Genomic DNA, 16,211 nt, shown 5'->3' with positions numbered 1-16,211 from the left:
TCACTTCTCCCGGCGGCGGAGGGCGGCGTACTGGGCCGCGGAGGCGAGGATGACGAGGGCGAAGAAGACGTAGCTGATCGCCGAGGCGTAGCCGAGCCGGTAGCCGGTGAAGCCGACGTCGTACATGTACTCGATGACCGGGCGGGTGGAGTTGTCCGGGCCGCCCTTGGTGAGCAGGTAGATCTGGTCGAAGACCTTCAGCGAGGCGAGGATCTGCAGCACGGTGACGACGACGGTGATGCGGCTGAGCTGCGGCAGGGTGATGGAGAACAGGCGTCGCCAGGCGCCCGCGCCGTCGAGTGCCGCGGCCTCGTACAGGTGGTCGGGCACGGACTGCAGGGCGGCGAGGTAGAGCAGGAAGTTGAAGCCGACGGTCCACCACAGGGTGGTGAGCACGATCGCCCACATGGCGACCGACCTGTCGCTCAGCCAGGCCACCGAGTCGAGCCCGACGGCGTTGAGGAGCTGGTTGTACAGGCCGAGGTCGCCCTGGAAGAGCCAGCCCCACACCAGGGTCACCACGCCGACGGGCAGCAGGTACGGCGCGAAGAAGGCCAGGCGCCACACCCACTGGCCGGGCAGCCCGGTGTGGACCAGCAGGGCCATGCCGAGGGCGACGACGACGAGCGGGACGGTCGACAGGACGGTGAACCACACGGTGTGGCCGAGCGACCGCCACATCTCGGCGTCCCGGAGGGCCTCGGAGAAGTTGTCGACGCCGATGAAGCTCGGTGCGTGGGCCGACAGCGAGGTGTCGGTGAAGCTCATCCACAGTCCCTGGACCAGCGGCCAGACCATGAAGAGGGCGAAGAGCACGAGGAAGGGGAGGGCGAAGAGCAGGCCGGGGGAGAGGATCCGGCGCGCCGGGAGCGTCCCGGGGCGGGACGGGGCGAGGGGAGAGGACATCGTTGTGCCTCCTGCGCGGATGGTTCGCGGCCGGATCAGGCCGGGCTGGGCTTGGAGAGGAAGGTGTTGAGGCGCCGCACCATCGCGCGGGCCGCGCGGTCCGGGCTCATGTCGCCCAGGAGGGCCTGCTGGAGGACCTGGGACATGGCGTTCTGGAAGTCCGAGCCGGCGCCGGCGAACCATGCCGCCGGATCGAGGACGACGTGCTCCGCGGCCTGGGCGTAGTGGGACTGCGGGAGCAGCGCGGCGTACTCGGAGGTCTCGGTGACCGGCGTGTAGGAGGGGATGTGGCCGGCCGTGGCCCAGATCTGTCCCGCCTTGAGCAGCGCGGCGACCGCGCGGTGGGTGCGGCGGCGGTGTTCCTCGTCCGGGTGGTCGCGGCGGGGCAGGACGAAGGCGTGCGAGTCGGCGTAGACGGCCGGGGTGCCGAAGACGGTGGGGAAGGGGGCGGCGCCGACGTTCTCGTCGGTCGACCGGAAGGTGCCCAGCTCCCACTCGCCGGAGAGGATCATCGCCGTCTGGTTGTTGACGAAGGAGGCGATGGCGGCGGCGTAGTCGAGGCTGCGGGGGTTGACGGTGCCGTCGACGATCTTCGCCATGAAGGCGATGACCTCGGCCATGCGGTCGACGTCCACCTCGGCCGGACCGCCCTCGGGCAGTTCGAAGCGGCCGCCGGTCTGGTGGTAGAGGCCGTAGAAGAGCCGCCAGCACTGGGCGGTGTCGGTGACGTAGCCGAAGGCGATGCCCTGCTTCCCGGAGGCCTTGGCGAGTTCCTTGCCGGCGGCGAGGAACCGGTCGGGGGAGGAGAAGGCGTCGGTGTCCAGGGCGCCGTCGGCGGTGAGCAGGCCGGCCTTCTTCGCCGGTTCGGGATGGTAGAAGACGATGAAGGGGTGGGTGTCCAGGGGGATGGCGTAGGTCTTGCCGTCGAACCGGGTGCGGGACCAGACCGCGTCGGCGAAGTCCTCGGGGGCGACGCCGTACTCCGCGAGCATGGTCAGGTCCCACGGGTCGAGCAGGCCGGTGGGCGCGTAGCCCGCCAGGCGGGACATGTGGGAGACGGCGACGTCGGGGCCCCGGCCGCCGGCGGAGGCCATGGCGAGCTTGGTGTAGTAGGGCGTGCCCCACTCCAGGACGGTGCGCTCGACGCGGGTGCCGGGCATGTCGGGGCGGGCCTTGGCCACCATGTCGTTGAGGAGGCCGCCGTCGGCTCCGCTGAACAGGTCCCACAGCCGGACGGTGGATCCGTCGTCGGAGGCGAGGGCCGAGCCGCAGCCGGTGAGGGTGCCGGCGCCGAGGGCGGCCGCTCCGGCCGCGAGTGCTGTCGTCAGGACGCGGCGTCTGGTCGGTCCGTGGCGACCGACCTGGGCGGGTGTGCCGGTCATGAGGGTCCTTTCCGGTGGGCGGCGGCGCGGGAGGGGAGTCCCTGCGCCGCCACTCCACCACATGTGCGGTGCGTTCTTACATCGATGTAAATCTTGCGCAGGAGTCTGCGTGCCCGCTCACGGGGGAGCGGTGGTCCGGGGCTACGGCGTGTTCTCGTAGGCCGCCGTGCGCAGTTGGGCCTCGCGCAGGGCCGCGGTGTCGGCCTTCTCGGAGCGGTCGAAGCGGTAGACGCCGTTGCGCTCCTGGAAGACGTCGGTGAGCTGCGTGTAGCAGTAGCCGAACATGCCGGGGTCGTCGAGCAGCACGCCGGTCAGACCGCGGAAGCGCTCCACGAACTCGGCCTCGGTGCGCGGCCGTTCGCCGTACCCCCAGGAGCTCGCCGAGTCGTCACCCGCAGCGGCGGCGGCCTCCGGGTCCCACCAGATCCCGCCGAACTCACTGCAGAAGTAGGGCTGTCCGCGGTAGGGAACGGACCAAGTGCGGCCGTCGGGGCCGGTGTTGACGTACGGCCGGTTCTCGGCGAGCCCCGCCATGATCTTGGCGAAGGCGGCGGGGTCCTGCTCGTAGCAGTGCGAGTCGTAGACGTCCGTCTCCGGCACCCGGTGCGCGTAGCCGGAGGCGTCGATCACCGGACGGGTCGGGTCGGCCTGCTTGGTGGCGATGAACATGGCGTGCGTGACGTCGTCCAGCACCGTGATGCGGTCGTGCAGGTTCTGGTACGTCTCGTTCAGCGGGCACCAGCCGACGATCGAGGGGTGGGAGTGGTCCCGCTCCAGCGCCTCCAGCCACTGGGTGACGTAGGAGGCGTCGGGCCGCTGGTTGTCGTCGCGGACGCCGCTCTCGCAGCCCCAGTCGCCGAACTCGCCCCACACCAGGTAGCCGAGCCGGTCGGCGTGGTAGAGGAAGCGCTCCTCGAAGACCTTCTGGTGCAGGCGGGCGCCGTTGAAGCCGGCCGCGATGCCCAGCTCGATGTCCTTCAGCAGCGCGGCGTCGCTGGGGGCGGTCATCAGGCCGTCGGGGTAGTAGCCCTGGTCCAGGACCAGCCGCTGGAAGAGCCGCTCGCCGTTGAGCAGCAGTTCCTTGCCGCGCACGGAGACCGAGCGCAGGCCGGCGTAGGAGCCCACGGCGTCGACGACCGTGCCGTCCGGGCCCAGGACCTCCAGGGCGAGGTCGTACAGGTGGGGGTCGGCCGGCGACCAGGTGCGGCGGCGCTCCTCGGGGACGGCGAGCGTCAGGCGCGGGCACAGGTCCAGGTCGGCGCGTCCCTCCGCGGTGACGACGACTCCGTCGGCGTCGCTCAGCGTGGCGCGCACCCGGTGTCCGGCGAGGTTCGCGGAGAGCGGCAGCTCGACCAGGAAGGAGCCGGTGGCCAGTTCGGGCGTGATGCGCGGGCGGCGCAGGGCGACGGTGCGGGGGACGGGCTCCAGCCATACGGTCTGCCAGATGCCGGTGGTGCGGGTGTAGTGGCAGTGGGTGTTGGCGTACCAAGTGGCCTGCTTGCCGCGGGCCTGGAGGGTGTGGCGGCTGTCGCGGGCGCGGACCACGACGGTGAGTTCCTCCCCGGCCGCGACGGTGTCGCCGAGATCGGCGGTGAAGGAGGTGAAGCCCCCGCGGTGGCGGGCGACCTCTCTGCCGTTGGCCCACACGGTGGTGTCGTGGTCGACGGCCCCGAAGTGCAGCAGGACGCGGGAGTCGGTCCACTCGGCGGGCACGGTCACGGTGCGCCGGTACCAGACCGCCTCCAGGAAGTCCGTCTCGCCGACGCCGGACAGTTCCGACTCGGGGCAGAACGGGACGAGGATGCGGTCGGCCAGGTCGCGGTCGGTGAGGCCGCGTTCCAGACCGGTGTCGGACCGGTCGATCTCGAACTGCCATTCGCCGTTGAGGTTCAGCCAGGCGTCCCGGGTGAACTGGGGCCTGGGGTACTCGGGGCGGGGTGGCTCGTCCGGGAGGTACGGGGCGGGCATGGTGCTCCTCGTTGCGAGAGTGCAGGTCGGTGCGTTGTGCGGTTGGTGCGGGCACATGGCACCATGCCGATTACATCGATGTAAATAGCTGGGGCGCAGATTGTGTCGACCCGGCGGACGGAAAGCGCTCTCTGCGGTCGGTATGATCACCGCAGTTCGGAAGGAAGGGCAGCGTGGAGGCCAGACCGAGGATCAAGGACGTGGCGCAGTACGCCGGCGTCTCGCCCAAGACCGTCTCCAACGTGATCAACAACTACGAACACGTCTCGGAACGGACCCGCACCGCCGTCCAACAGGCGATCGACGCCCTCGGCTACCGCGTGAACATCGCCGGCCGCCAGCTCCGCCAGGGCCGCACCGGCATGATCACCCTCGCCGTCCCCGAACTCGACGTCGCCTACTTCTCCGAACTGGCCCGCCACGTCATGGAAGCGGCCGGACGACACGGCCGCACCGTGCTCATCGACCACACCGGCGGAGATCGCGAACGCGAGCTGGCCGCGCTCCACGGATTCGACACCCAGTTCTGCGACGGAGTGATCCTCAGCCCGCTGTCCCTGCTGCCCCGCGACCTCGCCACCCGCGACCGGCGGCTGCCCCTGGTACTGCTCGGCGAGCACTCCGCCGAAGGGCACACCGACCACGTCGGCATCGACAACGTGCGCGCCGCGCGCGAGGCCACCGAACACCTCCTGGCCCGGGGACGGCGCCGGATCGCGGTGATCGGCGGCACCCTGCGCGGCAAGCAGGGCACCGACCGGCTGCGCACCGACGGCTACCGCGAGGCCCTCGCCGCGGCGGGCCTGCCCTTCGAGGCCGACCTGGTGGTACCGGTGGACGCCTACCACTGGCGGGACGGCGCCGAGGCGGCCGCCCGCCTGGCCGGGGACGCGTCTCCACCGGACGCCCTGCTGTGCCTCAACGACAACCTGGCGCTCGGCGCCCTGCGCGCCCTGCACGAGGCCGGCCTGCGCGTACCCGCCGACCTCGACGTGATCGGCTTCGACGACATCCAGGCATCCCGGTTCAGCGTGCCCAGCCTGAGCACCGTCTCGCCCGACAAGCGGGAGATCGCCCGACTGGCGGTCGCCCTGCTCCTGGACCGGGTGGACGACCCGAGGTCCACCGCCGCCTACCGGGACGAGGTCGTCGGCCATCGGATCGTCGTGAGGGAGAGCAGCGGAGGCTGACGGTCAGGAGGTGCTCACCGGTCGGACCCGCGCTCCAGGACACGGCGGGCCGCCTCGGCCTCCGCGGCCGCCGGCGACAGCTCGTCGAGCGTGTCGAGTTCGTCGTCCGACTCCAGCTCCCGCTCCCAGGCTGCCGCGAGGCGCTCCTGCTCCTCGCAGGGCCGGGCGTCGACGGCCTCGCGCTGCTCGGGGCTCAGGGCGGCGAGGAATCGCTCGACCGGGTCGGTGTTCATGCGTGCTCCCTGTCGCGAGAAGGCGTGAGGTCCTGTTCAAGCATGGGGGAGAGCTCTGCCGGGGACGACCCGAGACACCCCGTTGGCCCCTTCGGGGCTGTGGCAGGTCAGCCCCCGAGATACCGGCCGAGTATCTCCGGGCTGTCCGGGGTGAAGGTCCACTGCCGCAGGGCCCGCCGCAGCTCGGGCTCGGTCAGCCACCCGTGCCAGGCCACCTCGCTCGCGTCGGGGGCGACGGTCTCGGTGAGGACGGCGTCGTACACCGCGAGCCAGTGCGGGCTGAGTCCGCCGCGGTTGAGGAACGTGAACCGGAGGGACACGGCCGCCGCTGTTCCGAGCTCCTCACGCAGTTCCCGGGCGGCCGCCTGCTCGTAGGTCTCGCCCACGCCCACGGCGCCCCCGATGCCGAGTTCGTAGTGCCCCGGGAAACGGGACAGCCCCTCGGCACGCCGGTGCACGAGATAGCGGCCCCGCCGGTCCCGGCACACCACTACCGCGACCCGGTGCAGCCAGCCCTCCCGCACGGCCTCCGCCCGGCCGACCGTGCCGAGCACGCGGTCCTGCTCGTCGACGCGTTCCACGAGTTCGTCCACGCGCACACGATCGCAGCACCCACTGACATGCGCCGGCGGTGTCGTCGGCTCGCGGGGCTACAACCCGTACGTCCTGCCGATGATGTCGCGCTGGATCTCACTCGTGCCGCCGTACACCGTGGACACGACCGTCTGTCGCAGCAGGGCCTCCATGCCGTACTCGGTGGCATAGCCGTAGCCGCCCATCATCTGCATGCCCTCCAGCGTCACGTGCTTGGCGAGTTCGGTGCACTTGAGCTTTGCCATCGACGCCTCGCGCATGAACATGCGGCCGGGTTCCGCGTCGATCGCGGCGGCGACGTCGTCCAGGAGGAGCTGGGCGCACTCGATCTCGGTCGCCATGTCGGCGATCCGGTGTCTGAGGGCCTGGAACGAGCCGATCGGGCGGCCGAACTGCTCGCGCTGGCGCACGTATTGGACCGTGTCGTCGAACGCCCGCTGGGCCACGCCGAGCATCAGCGCGGCGAGGATCATGCGTTCCAGGTTCAGCCCGGCCATCAGCTGGGTCCACCCCTGTCCCGGGGTGCCGACGACCGCCGAGTCGGGGAGGAAACAGTCCGTGAAGTACAGGTCGTTGACCTCCTTGCCGCCCATGGTGTCGATGCCGCTGATCCGCAGGCCGTCGACGTCGGTCGGCACCATGAACTGGGTGAGGCCGTGGTGCTTGGACTCCCCTTGTTCCGTGCGGGCGACCAGCAGGATGTGGTCGGCGATATGGGCGTTGGAGCACCATGTCTTCTGGCCGTTGACCAGATAGCCGCCGGTGGTGCGCTCGGCTCGGCAGACGAGCGCGCCCACGTCGGAGCCCGCGCCCGGCTCGGACATCGAGATGGCCTCCACCCGGCCCTTGGTCACGCCCTGGAGGACGACGCGCTTCTGCTCCTCGGTGCCGAACCTCTCGTACGCGGCGGCGGCGATGATGGTGGTCCCGAAGCCGGTGATGGGCGCCCGCCCGTAGGCGGTCTCCTGGAGGAACAGGCACAGGTCGACCATGCCGCGTCCCGCGCCGTCGTACTCCTCGGGGACGGCGATGCCCAACCAGCCGAGCGCCGCCATCTTCTCGTACAACCGCTGGTTGTGCGGTTCCCGGCCGTCGGCCGTCAGCTTGTCCCGCTGTTCCTTCGTGCCGCACTCGCGGCGGCAGAAGTCGCCTATCGCCGCGAGCAGGTCGCGGCGTTCGTCCGACAGGACTCGGGGCATGGCATTCCTCTCTCCGGGGGCGGGGTGGGAGTCGGTGCTCAGTCCTCCCGCACCGCGGGGTGGACGGTGTGGAGCAGGTGCAGCACGGTGCGGGTCAGCATCACGTGCAGGTCGCTCCGGCTGAGGGTGCCGCGCACCAGCCATTCGCGGGAGGCCGCCTTGAGCATGCTGCTGTGGGCGCGGATCATCGCCCGGAGCTTGGGGGTCGCCTCGGTGGCGTCGGTCATCATGGCGGCTTCGAGGATCCGGTCGGTGGCGATCTCGTCGGCCTCGAGCATGATCTGGTCGATCTCGGGGTCGTTGCCGAGTGACTCCAGGCCGATCGCCGAGAGCCACATGTCCCGGTTGCGCTCGACGACTTCGAGCCACCGGTCGACGCAGATCGACAGACGTTCCTCGGCGGTGGTGGGCGGCAGACGTTCCGAGACGGAGGCGGGGACGACCATCATCTGCCGTACGACGTCCAGGTAGAGCTGTCGCTTGCCGCCGAAGTAGTGGTTGATCAGCGCGCGGGCCACACCGGCTTCGGCCGCGATGTCCGAAGTGGACACCGACGCGTAGCTGTTGGCGCCGAAGAGCCTGCGGGCGACGGCGAGGATCTCCGCGCGGCGGGCGTCCGGTTCCATTCTGCGGCGCGGTGTCTGGCGCTGATCGACCATGCCGTCGTTCCTTTCCTGCCGTGCGGTCGATGACGGGTCGCGTGGACGCGGGCTATGTGTACATCGACTCGATCGTGGCGGCGTGCCGCTGGTCGATGGCCTTGCGGCGCAGGCTCAGCTTCGGTGTCAGCTCGCCCGACTCGGCGGTCCAGGGCCCGGCCAGGACCCGGTAGCGCTTGACCTGTTCGGTCCTGGAGAGGACCGAGTTGGCGCTCTCGACCGCGGTGTCCAGAGCCGCGAGCACCTTGGGGTGGCGGGCCAGCTCCGCGAGGCCGGTCTCGTCGATCGCGTGGGCCTTCGCCCACAGCGGAGCCGTCTCCTCGTCGAGTACGAGGAGTGCGGTGACGTACCGGCGGCGGTCGCCGATCGCGACGGCCTGGGCGATCAGGGGGTGGGCGCGCAGCAGGGACTCGATCTTCGTCGGGGCGATGTTCTTGCCGCCGGCGGTGATGATGATCTCCTTCTTGCGGTCGGTGACGGCGACGATGCCGCGGGAGTCGACCGAGCCGACGTCACCGGTGGCCAGCCAGCCGTCGGCGTCGGTCGCCGGCTCGATCCGGCCGTCGGGCTGCAGGTAGCCGGCGAAGACGACAGGGCCGCGGACGAGGAGTTCGCCGTCGGACGCCTCCTTGACCTCGATGCCGGGGCCGGGCCGCCCGACCGAGCCGAGCGCGAACACCTCGGGAGTGCTGACCGTCGCGGCGCCCGTGGTCTCGCTCAGCCCCCACACCTCGTACACCGGGAGCCCGACGCTCGCCAGCACCTCCAGGACACCGGTGGGGATCGGCGCCGCCCCGCTGAACGCCCTGCGGCAGGCGCCGAACCCGATGGCGGCGCGGATGGGCTCCAGCACATGGGTGTCGAAATGTTCCAGGGCGGCGGCGAGTTCCGCGGGGACGTCCTCGCCGGCGGAGCGCAGGCGGTACACCTCCAGCGCGGTCTTCTGGGCCCGGGCCACGGCGGTGGCCTGTTCGCCGGGGAGTGCCGCGAGCTTCGCCTGGAGTCCGGCGGCGAGCTTCTCCCAGACCCGGGGGACACCGAAGAACCCGTGCGGCCGGGTCGCCAGCAGCGCGGGCAGGAGCTGTGCCGGGTCCGGGCAGATGGTGACGTGGCCGGCGTTGCAGATCGGCAGGTAGATGCCGAGCACCCGCTCGGCGATGTGCGCCATCGGCAGGTAGGCGATCGTGCGCGGATGCTCCGGGCCGGGCACGAGCTGCTCCTGCATCAGGGACTCGTGGATCACATTGCGGTGGGTGAGCACCACGCCCTTGGGGTCGCCGGTGGTGCCCGAGGTGTACACGAGCGCCAGCGGGTGGTCGGGCAGCGCGGCGTCGGTGAGTTCCTCGAACGCGGTGTCGTCGGGCGGCACGGCACCCCGCACCGCCGTGTAGGCGACGAAGCGCGGATCGCCCGCGGGGGCGGCGTTCCAGTCGAGGAGGACGACGGCCCGCAGGTGCGGCAGGTCGTGCAGGACCGGCTGCCAGCGCAGCAGTTGCTCCTCGCCCTCCAGTACGAGGACGGTGGCCGCGCTGTGCCGGGCCACGGCGCCGATCTGCTCGGTGCTCAGGGTGTCGTACGTGCTGCAGGCCAGGGCGCCGATGTGGATCGCGGCCAGGTCGGTGACCCAGTGCTCCGCGCGCTTGGACATGGCGATGAGCATGCGGTCGCCCCGCCGCAGGCCGAGCGCGGTCAGCCCCCGGGTGAGGGCGGCGACCTCGGCGCGCAGCTGTGTCCAGGTCAGGGTCCCCGCCTCCGGGCCGGGACCGGTGGTCAGTGCGGGAAGTTCGGCGAACTGCTGGGCGTTGCGGCGCAGCAGTCTGGTGATGGTCAGCCCCTCGGTGGACTGGTGCAGCGGCTCTGCTGTGGTCACGGCGGGCTCCCTCCCTCGCGAACCGAGAGCGGACTGGTCGACCGGTCTCGTGCAGTGGTCTCGTGGAGCGGATCTGCTTCGTCAGCGGGCTCACAGTGGACCCGTTCCTGGCGGGGTGTCAATAGTGAACGAGCGTCGAGTCTCAGGGAGTTGAACGGCCACTCAACTAGTCATTTTCCAAGGGGACTTGATGCATTGTCGTCTCTATTGACACTCCGCCAACAGACCTGCAGGCTTCATCGGCGGCCAGGGTCGCGCGGGTCCTGGGCGTCGTCGCGGTTCGCGTACGGCGGTCCGAGCATCGGGACGAGGAACTGCCGGGCCACCGCACGCATCCGCTCGTCGTCGTCGAGGTCGATGACATGGCTGGGGACGACCAGGAACGACGTGCACACCCGGACCATCATCTCGGCGACGACGTCCACGTCCACCTCGGGCGCGACCTGGCCGGCCCGCTGTTCCTGGCGCAGCCGGTCCGCGACGAACCGCTGCACCACGGACAGGGTGCGGCCCCCGTCGCCGGTCAGGGACGGCACGACCGCGTCCGGTTCGACGGCCATGAGACCGCCGATGAGCCGGTTGTGGCGGATGGCGCGCAGGGAGCTGACGAACCCGAGCACGACCCGGTCGGCGACGGTCCCGGCGTCCTGGATCTCGACGGCGAACCGGTCGAAGTACCGCCGGAACTCGCGCCGTACCACCTGCTCGACCAGTACTTCCTTGGTGGCGAACCGGCGGTAGACGGTGATGCGGGAGACCCCCGCGAGCCGCGCCACGTCGGCCATCGTGGACCGTTTGATGCCCGTCCGGCAGAACTGTTCGTGGGCGGCGTCGAGCAGGCGCATGGCCACCTCGTCGTCCGGATCGGTCTCCTCGGCCGTGCCGCCGAAGGCCAGTTCCAGCACGGAGGGTGAGGCGGACGGCCCCGTGAAGCCGGTTCGGGCAGGTTCCACAGGTGCCTCCCTGATTCGGTGAAGCCTCTGGCGCGCGGGCTTCGTTTGTGCTCCCCTGGTGATACAAAGAAGCTGACTGTGTATCAGCGTATCAGGAGCGTTTCCCCGGCTGCCGGACTCAAGGAGGAGTTCTGAGCTATGGACGGACTCAGCAGGCGCAGGATGTTGCTGACAGGAGGGGCCCTCGGGGCCTTCGGCGCGCTGGGTGCGGCGGCGCCGGCCGCCGCCCGGTCGCTCTGGACCTGGTCGCCGGCTGCGTCGGTGGCGGGCGCGGGCGCGGGGGTCGACCCGGAGTGGGTGTGGGACGAGGAGGTCGACCAGCTGATCGCCGCCGTCATCGACCGCGGTGACGTGCCCGGGGTCAACGAACAGCTGCGGACCTGGACCCGCAACGACCAGCCGCCCCCGGCCGGACTCCCCGCGGACGTACGGGACTTCATGGCGCGGGCGAGTCAACTGCCCTCCTGGGCCGAGCGGGGCAAGCTGGAGGCCGCGGCGAAGTTCAGCGAGGGGCGCAGTCTCTACCTCAACGTCCTCAACGGCATCGGCGGCGGCATGCTGAGCACCGCCATCCCCAGGGAGGCGCGCTCGGTCTACCACTCCAAGGGCGGCGCAGACATGGAGGACCGCGTCGCCAAGACGAGCCTGCTCGGCTTCGCCATCGGTGACCTGAAGGCCTACCGGGCCGACGGCGACTGCATCGTGCAGGCGGTCAAGACGCGCATGGTCCACGCGGCCGTACGGCACCTGCTCCCGCGGTCGCCGGCCTGGACCCAGGGCAGCGGCGGCCAGAAGATCCCGATCAGTCAGGCCGACATCCTGGTCACCTGGCACAGCCTGGCCACGTACGCGATGCAGAAACTGCTGGAGTGGAAGGTCCGGGTCACGCCCACCGAAGCCGCCGCCTACCTCCATGTGTGGCAGGTGACCGCCCACATGCTCGGCGTCCGCGACGAGTACATCCCCGCCACCTGGGACGCCGCCAACGCCCAGTCCCAGCAGATCCTCGACCCGATCCTGGCCACCACCAGGGAGGGCGTCGAGCTGACCGACATCCTGCTGGGCCAGCTCGCCGAGCAGACCAGCCCCGGCGGCATCGACCGTCCGCTCGTCAACGCGTTCGCCCGGTACCTGGTCGGTGACCGGGTCGCCGACATGGACCGGATCCCCCGCGAGCCGTTCTGGGAGAAGACGATCGAGCTCGTCTGGCCGAAGCTCGTGGCCTACCGCGAAGGACTGATCCAACTGCCCCTGGTCCCGCCCCTGGCCTGGACGGTCGACGAGGCGGCACGCCAGTACATCCTCTTCTACCTCACCAAGGGCAAGGGCACCGCGATCGAGATCCCCGACACCAACCGGCCCGCTTCCCGCTGACGCGGGCCAAGGAGGAATGCACCCGATGAACGGATTCGACAACAGATCCGGACGTGAGGTCAGCAGGCGCAGGATGCTGCTGACGGGCGGGGCCCTGGGCGCCTTCGGCGCGATAGCGGCGGCCTCTCCCGCCGCGGCCCGGTCCCTGTGGACCTGGTCGCCGAGCGCCTCGGTGGCGGGCACGGGCGCCGGCATCGACCCGGAATGGGTCTGGGACGAGGAGGCCGACCCGGTGATCGCCGCCGTGCTCGACCGGGGCGAGGTGGCGAGGGTCAACGAACTGCTGCGGCAGTGGACCCGCAACGACCAGCCCTTGCCGGACGGCCTGCCCTCGGACCTGCGGGAGTTCATGGAGCACGCCCGGCGGCTGCCCGCCTGGGCGGACCGGACGATGCTCGACCGCGGAGCGCAGTTCAGCAAGACCAAGGGGATCTACGTCGGCGCCCTGTACGGCCTCGGCAGCGGTCTGATGAGCACCGCCATCCCCCGTGAGTCGCGCGCCGTGTACTACTCCAAGGGCGGCGCGGACATGAAGGACCGCATCGCCAAGACCGCGAAACTCGGCTACGACATCGGCGACCTGGACGCCTACCAGCCGCAGGGCTCGATGATCGTCACCACCGTGAAGACCCGGATGGTGCACGCGGCCGTTCGGCACCTGCTGCCCCAGTCCCCGGACTGGACCCGGACCAGTGGCGGCCAGACGATCCCCATCAGCCAGGCCGACGTCCTCGTCACCTGGCACAGCCTGGCCACATTTGTCATGCGCAAGCTAAAGGAGTGGAACGTCCGGGTCGGCACCGCCGACGCGGACGCCTACCTGCACGTGTGGCAGGTGAGCGCGGCCATGCTCGGCGTCAACGACGAGTACATCCCCGCCACTTGGGACGCAGCCAACGCCCAGTCGAAACAGGTCCTCGACCCGATCCTGGCCCACACCCGCGAGGGCGAGGCGCTGGCCGAGGTCCTCCTCGACATCGTGGCCGAGATCGACGCCGGGCTGACCCGCCCCCTGATCAGCGCGTTCTCCCGGTACACACTCGGAGACCGGGTCGGCGACATGATCGGCCTGTCCCGTGAGCCGATCCTGAAGCCCGTGATCGCCGCCGCCTGGCCGCTCCTGGTGGCGTTCCGCGAGGGCCTGATCGGCCTGCCCGGCATCCCGGCCATCGCCTGGACCCTGGAGGAGGCACTGCGCCGGTTCGTCCTGCTGTTCCTCGCCGAGGCGCGGCCGATCGCCATCGATCTCCCGGACACCAACCGCCCCTCGTGAACCCCCTACGCGCCAGGGGTGGCGGCACTCCCGCCACCCCTGGCGCACGTATGCCCCCTGTCACCGACCGGAGCCGAGCCCTACCATGCCCATGCCCGCGCCGACCTCTCCGCACGGCAGTGCGGCGGGACGGCAAGCCGACGACGGGAGCCGCCGATGAACGGTGCCGACCCCGCAGCGCCGCAGCCCTCCGACCGTCCCGCAGCCCAGCAGCGCACCGACCAACCCGCAGCGCGACAACCCTCCGGCCACGCCGCAGCGGAACAGTCCTCCGACCACCCCGCACCGCAACAGCCACCCGACCGCCCCGGCCTCGGCAGGCGCCGCTTGCTGGGCTACGTGCTGGCGGCACCCACCCTGGTGACGGCGGCCCAACTCACCGCCTCCCCGTCGGCCGCCGCCGAAAGCGACGCGACGACCGGCGCCACCTCCGCGGACGTCCCCTCCGCCGACATCACCGAACTGGTCGACCTCAACGACGTGATGACCGCGGCGGCACTCCCCACCTCCGGCCTGATCACGATCCAGGTCAACAGCGACGGCACGGTCTCCTTCGCCCTCCCGCGGGCCGAGGTCGGGCAGGGCATCACCACCTCCACGGCCATGCTGATCGCCGAGGAACTGGACGTACCCCTCGACCGGGTGCGGGTCACCCTGGCCGACGCCCGTCCGGAACTGGTCTTCAACCAGCTCACCGGCGCGTCGAACACGACCGTCTCGACCTTCACCCCGATCCGGGTCGCCGCCGCCGTGGCCCGGGGCCGGCTGCTGCGGGCCGCGGCGGCCGAACTGCGGGTCGCCGAGAGCGACCTCACCATCGAGGCCGGAGTGGTCACCGGTCCCGCGGGCCGCGGCATCGGCATCGGCGCCCTCGCGCGGAAGGCGGCGGCCGTCGAGACACAGGCCGTCACCGCCGTACTCAAGCCCGCCGGCAGCTTCACGGTCATCGGCACCCCGCGCGGCCGGATCGACGCCCTCGCCGCGGTCACCGGGCGCAAGAAGTACACGATGGACCTCGACGTCCCGGACGCCCTGCCGACCATGGTGTGCCGGGCGCCGACCATCAACGGCACGGTCGGATCGGTGGCCAACCTGGCCGAGGTCCGCGCGATGCCCGGTGTCACGGACGCGGTCGCGATCTCCACCGGGGTGGCCGTGCGCGCGCGGACCTTCGGACAGTGCATCGACGCCGTACGCGCCCTGCGTGTGACCTGGCGGCCCGGCACCGCCGAAGGACAGTCCGACGAGTCCGTGCTGGCCGAGTTGCGAAGGGCCGAAATCCCGCTCGGCCTACCGCCTTTGACGCCGAGCGTGGAGGAGCGCTTCACCTTCCACTTCCGCGGCAACAGCGCTCTGGAGCCCAACTGTGCGATAGCCGACGTGCGTTCGGACCGCGCTGAGATCTGGTCCAGCCTCAAGGCCCCGATCGTCGCCCAGGAGACCATCGCCGCCAAGCTCAAACTGCCGCTCCACGCGGTCACCGTGCATGTCACCGAGGGCGGCGGCTCGTTCGGACGCAAGCTCTTCTTCGACGCCGCACTGGAGGCCGTCGAGGTCTCGAAGAAGATCGGCAAACCGGTCAAGCTGATGTGGCACCGTGCCGATGACGCCCGCCAGGGACGCGTCCACCCCATGGCCACCTCCCGCGTCCGCGTCGCCTACCTCGGCGGCACCGTCCTCGGCTACCAGCAACGCCACACCGGCGTCGCCACGGACCTGAGCCACGGCTTCGGCGAACTGCTCACCGCCATGGCCGCCAGGCTCCCGGTCGCCGACCTCGGCTTCTCCGAGACGTTCTTCCAGCTCTCCCAGTCCATGCCGTACGACTTCGGCACCGGCACCCGTCTGCTGAACGAGACCAACAAGAGCTTCAACACCGGCAGCATGCGTAACGTGTACTCGCCCGACGTCGCCTGCGCGCGCGAGCTGATCGTGGACCGGGTCGCGGCGAGGATGGGCAAGGATCCCTACCGCTTCCGCCGGGACTTCCTGCGGGACGAACGGTTCCGGGCCGTCCTGGAGAAGGTGGCCGAGGCCGGGCAGTGGGGCCGGACCATGCCCCAGGGCATGGCGCAGGGCATCGCCTTCCACTCCGAGTACCACTCCGTCAGCGCCGCCCTCGTGGAGATCGACTGCCGGCCGGAGACCGTGAACAGGCCCGTCCGTGACGGCGTGACCGGACCCCGGGTCACCAGGGCCGTGTTCGCCGTGGACGTCGGACTCACCGTCAACCCGCGTGGTCTGGAGGCCCAGATGATGGGCGGCATCATGGACGGCATCGCCCTGGCCCTGACCTCCAGCATGCACCTGCGCGAGGGCCACTTCCTCGAAGCGAGCTGGGACAACTACTTCTACACCCGCCAGTGGAACACCCCGCCCGAGCTGGACATCATCGTGATGCCGACCAGCACCGGGGAACCCGGCGGAGCGGGCGAGCTGGCCGTCGCCGCGTCGATGGCCGCCGTGGCCTGCGCCTACGGCCGGGCCACCGGCACCATGCCCACGACCTTCCCCATCAACCACGGCACGCTGTCCTTCACCCCCAAGCCGACCGTGCCCCCCGTTCCGCCCGCCCCGTCCGACGGCCTCGACCACGCCCGCTGACCCGAG

The 16,211-nt window shown here is 70.8% G+C and carries 13 protein-coding genes; 4 read left to right on the top strand and 9 right to left on the bottom strand.

Features of this window, described 5'->3' with window-relative positions:
* The 3 genes from ABT296_RS28875 to ABT296_RS28865 all read right to left on the bottom strand — a co-directional run bounded on the left by ABT296_RS28875 (position 1) and on the right by ABT296_RS28865 (position 4,256).
* Positions 1–906, bottom strand: coding sequence for a carbohydrate ABC transporter permease (locus ABT296_RS28875; protein ID WP_351931604.1), 906 nt, complete (start codon positions 904–906; stop codon positions 1–3).
* A 35-nt stretch (positions 907–941) separates the two neighbouring features.
* Entirely contained in the window at positions 942–2,288 is a 1,347-nt protein-coding gene (locus ABT296_RS28870) for an extracellular solute-binding protein (RefSeq protein WP_351931603.1), read from the bottom strand.
* Positions 2,289–2,429: 141 nt separating this feature from the next.
* Positions 2,430–4,256 carry a glycoside hydrolase family 2 protein gene (locus tag ABT296_RS28865; protein WP_351931602.1) on the bottom strand — a complete coding sequence of 609 codons (1,827 nt, stop codon included), beginning with the start codon at positions 4,254–4,256 and terminating at the stop codon, positions 2,430–2,432.
* A gap of 173 nt (positions 4,257–4,429) precedes the next feature.
* Between ABT296_RS28865 and ABT296_RS28860 the strand changes: the two genes are divergently transcribed.
* Entirely contained in the window at positions 4,430–5,446 is a 1,017-nt protein-coding gene (locus ABT296_RS28860; RefSeq protein ID WP_351931601.1) for a LacI family DNA-binding transcriptional regulator, read from the top strand.
* Positions 5,447–5,460: 14 nt separating this feature from the next.
* Here ABT296_RS28860 and ABT296_RS28855 read toward each other — a convergent pair whose 3' ends face one another.
* From ABT296_RS28855 to ABT296_RS28830, 6 genes are all read right to left on the bottom strand, one after another.
* On the bottom strand, positions 5,461–5,679 hold the full coding sequence (locus ABT296_RS28855) for a hypothetical protein (RefSeq protein WP_351931600.1): 219 nt from the start codon (positions 5,677–5,679) through the stop codon (positions 5,461–5,463).
* 107 nt (positions 5,680–5,786) lie between these two features.
* Positions 5,787–6,272 carry an NUDIX hydrolase gene (locus ABT296_RS28850; RefSeq protein ID WP_351931599.1) on the bottom strand — a complete coding sequence of 162 codons (486 nt, stop codon included), beginning with the start codon at positions 6,270–6,272 and terminating at the stop codon, positions 5,787–5,789.
* Between the two features lie 57 nt (positions 6,273–6,329).
* Positions 6,330–7,472, bottom strand: coding sequence for an acyl-CoA dehydrogenase family protein (locus ABT296_RS28845; protein WP_351931598.1), 1,143 nt, complete (start codon positions 7,470–7,472; stop codon positions 6,330–6,332).
* Between the two features lie 38 nt (positions 7,473–7,510).
* Positions 7,511–8,131, bottom strand: coding sequence for a TetR/AcrR family transcriptional regulator (locus ABT296_RS28840; protein ID WP_351931597.1), 621 nt, complete (start codon positions 8,129–8,131; stop codon positions 7,511–7,513).
* Between the two features lie 52 nt (positions 8,132–8,183).
* Positions 8,184–10,001, bottom strand: coding sequence for an AMP-dependent synthetase/ligase (locus ABT296_RS28835; RefSeq protein WP_351931596.1), 1,818 nt, complete (start codon positions 9,999–10,001; stop codon positions 8,184–8,186).
* A gap of 236 nt (positions 10,002–10,237) precedes the next feature.
* Complete coding sequence (locus ABT296_RS28830) at positions 10,238–10,954, bottom strand: TetR/AcrR family transcriptional regulator (protein ID WP_351931595.1); 717 nt, start codon at positions 10,952–10,954, stop codon at positions 10,238–10,240.
* Positions 10,955–11,092: 138 nt separating this feature from the next.
* Here ABT296_RS28830 and ABT296_RS28825 point away from each other — a divergent pair, with 138 nt between their 5' ends.
* The 3 genes from ABT296_RS28825 to ABT296_RS28815 all read left to right on the top strand — a co-directional run bounded on the left by ABT296_RS28825 (position 11,093) and on the right by ABT296_RS28815 (position 16,205).
* Complete coding sequence (locus ABT296_RS28825) at positions 11,093–12,328, top strand: oxygenase MpaB family protein (RefSeq protein ID WP_351931594.1); 1,236 nt, start codon at positions 11,093–11,095, stop codon at positions 12,326–12,328.
* 25 nt (positions 12,329–12,353) lie between these two features.
* A complete protein-coding gene (locus ABT296_RS28820; RefSeq protein WP_351931593.1) occupies positions 12,354–13,601 on the top strand; it encodes an oxygenase MpaB family protein in 1,248 nt (415 codons plus the stop codon).
* A 156-nt stretch (positions 13,602–13,757) separates the two neighbouring features.
* Positions 13,758–16,205 (top strand): molybdopterin cofactor-binding domain-containing protein, encoded by a 2,448-nt coding sequence (locus ABT296_RS28815; RefSeq protein WP_351931592.1) that lies wholly within the window; start codon positions 13,758–13,760, stop codon positions 16,203–16,205.
* Positions 16,206–16,211: the final 6 nt, after the last annotated feature.

It is taken from the genome of Streptomyces sp. NPDC000983, assembly GCF_040299205.1.
In the GTDB taxonomy this organism is placed as follows: Bacteria; Actinomycetota; Actinomycetes; order Streptomycetales; family Streptomycetaceae; genus Streptomyces.
Note: the sequence above shows the minus strand (reverse complement) of the source record. Positions and strands in the feature narration are given on the sequence as shown.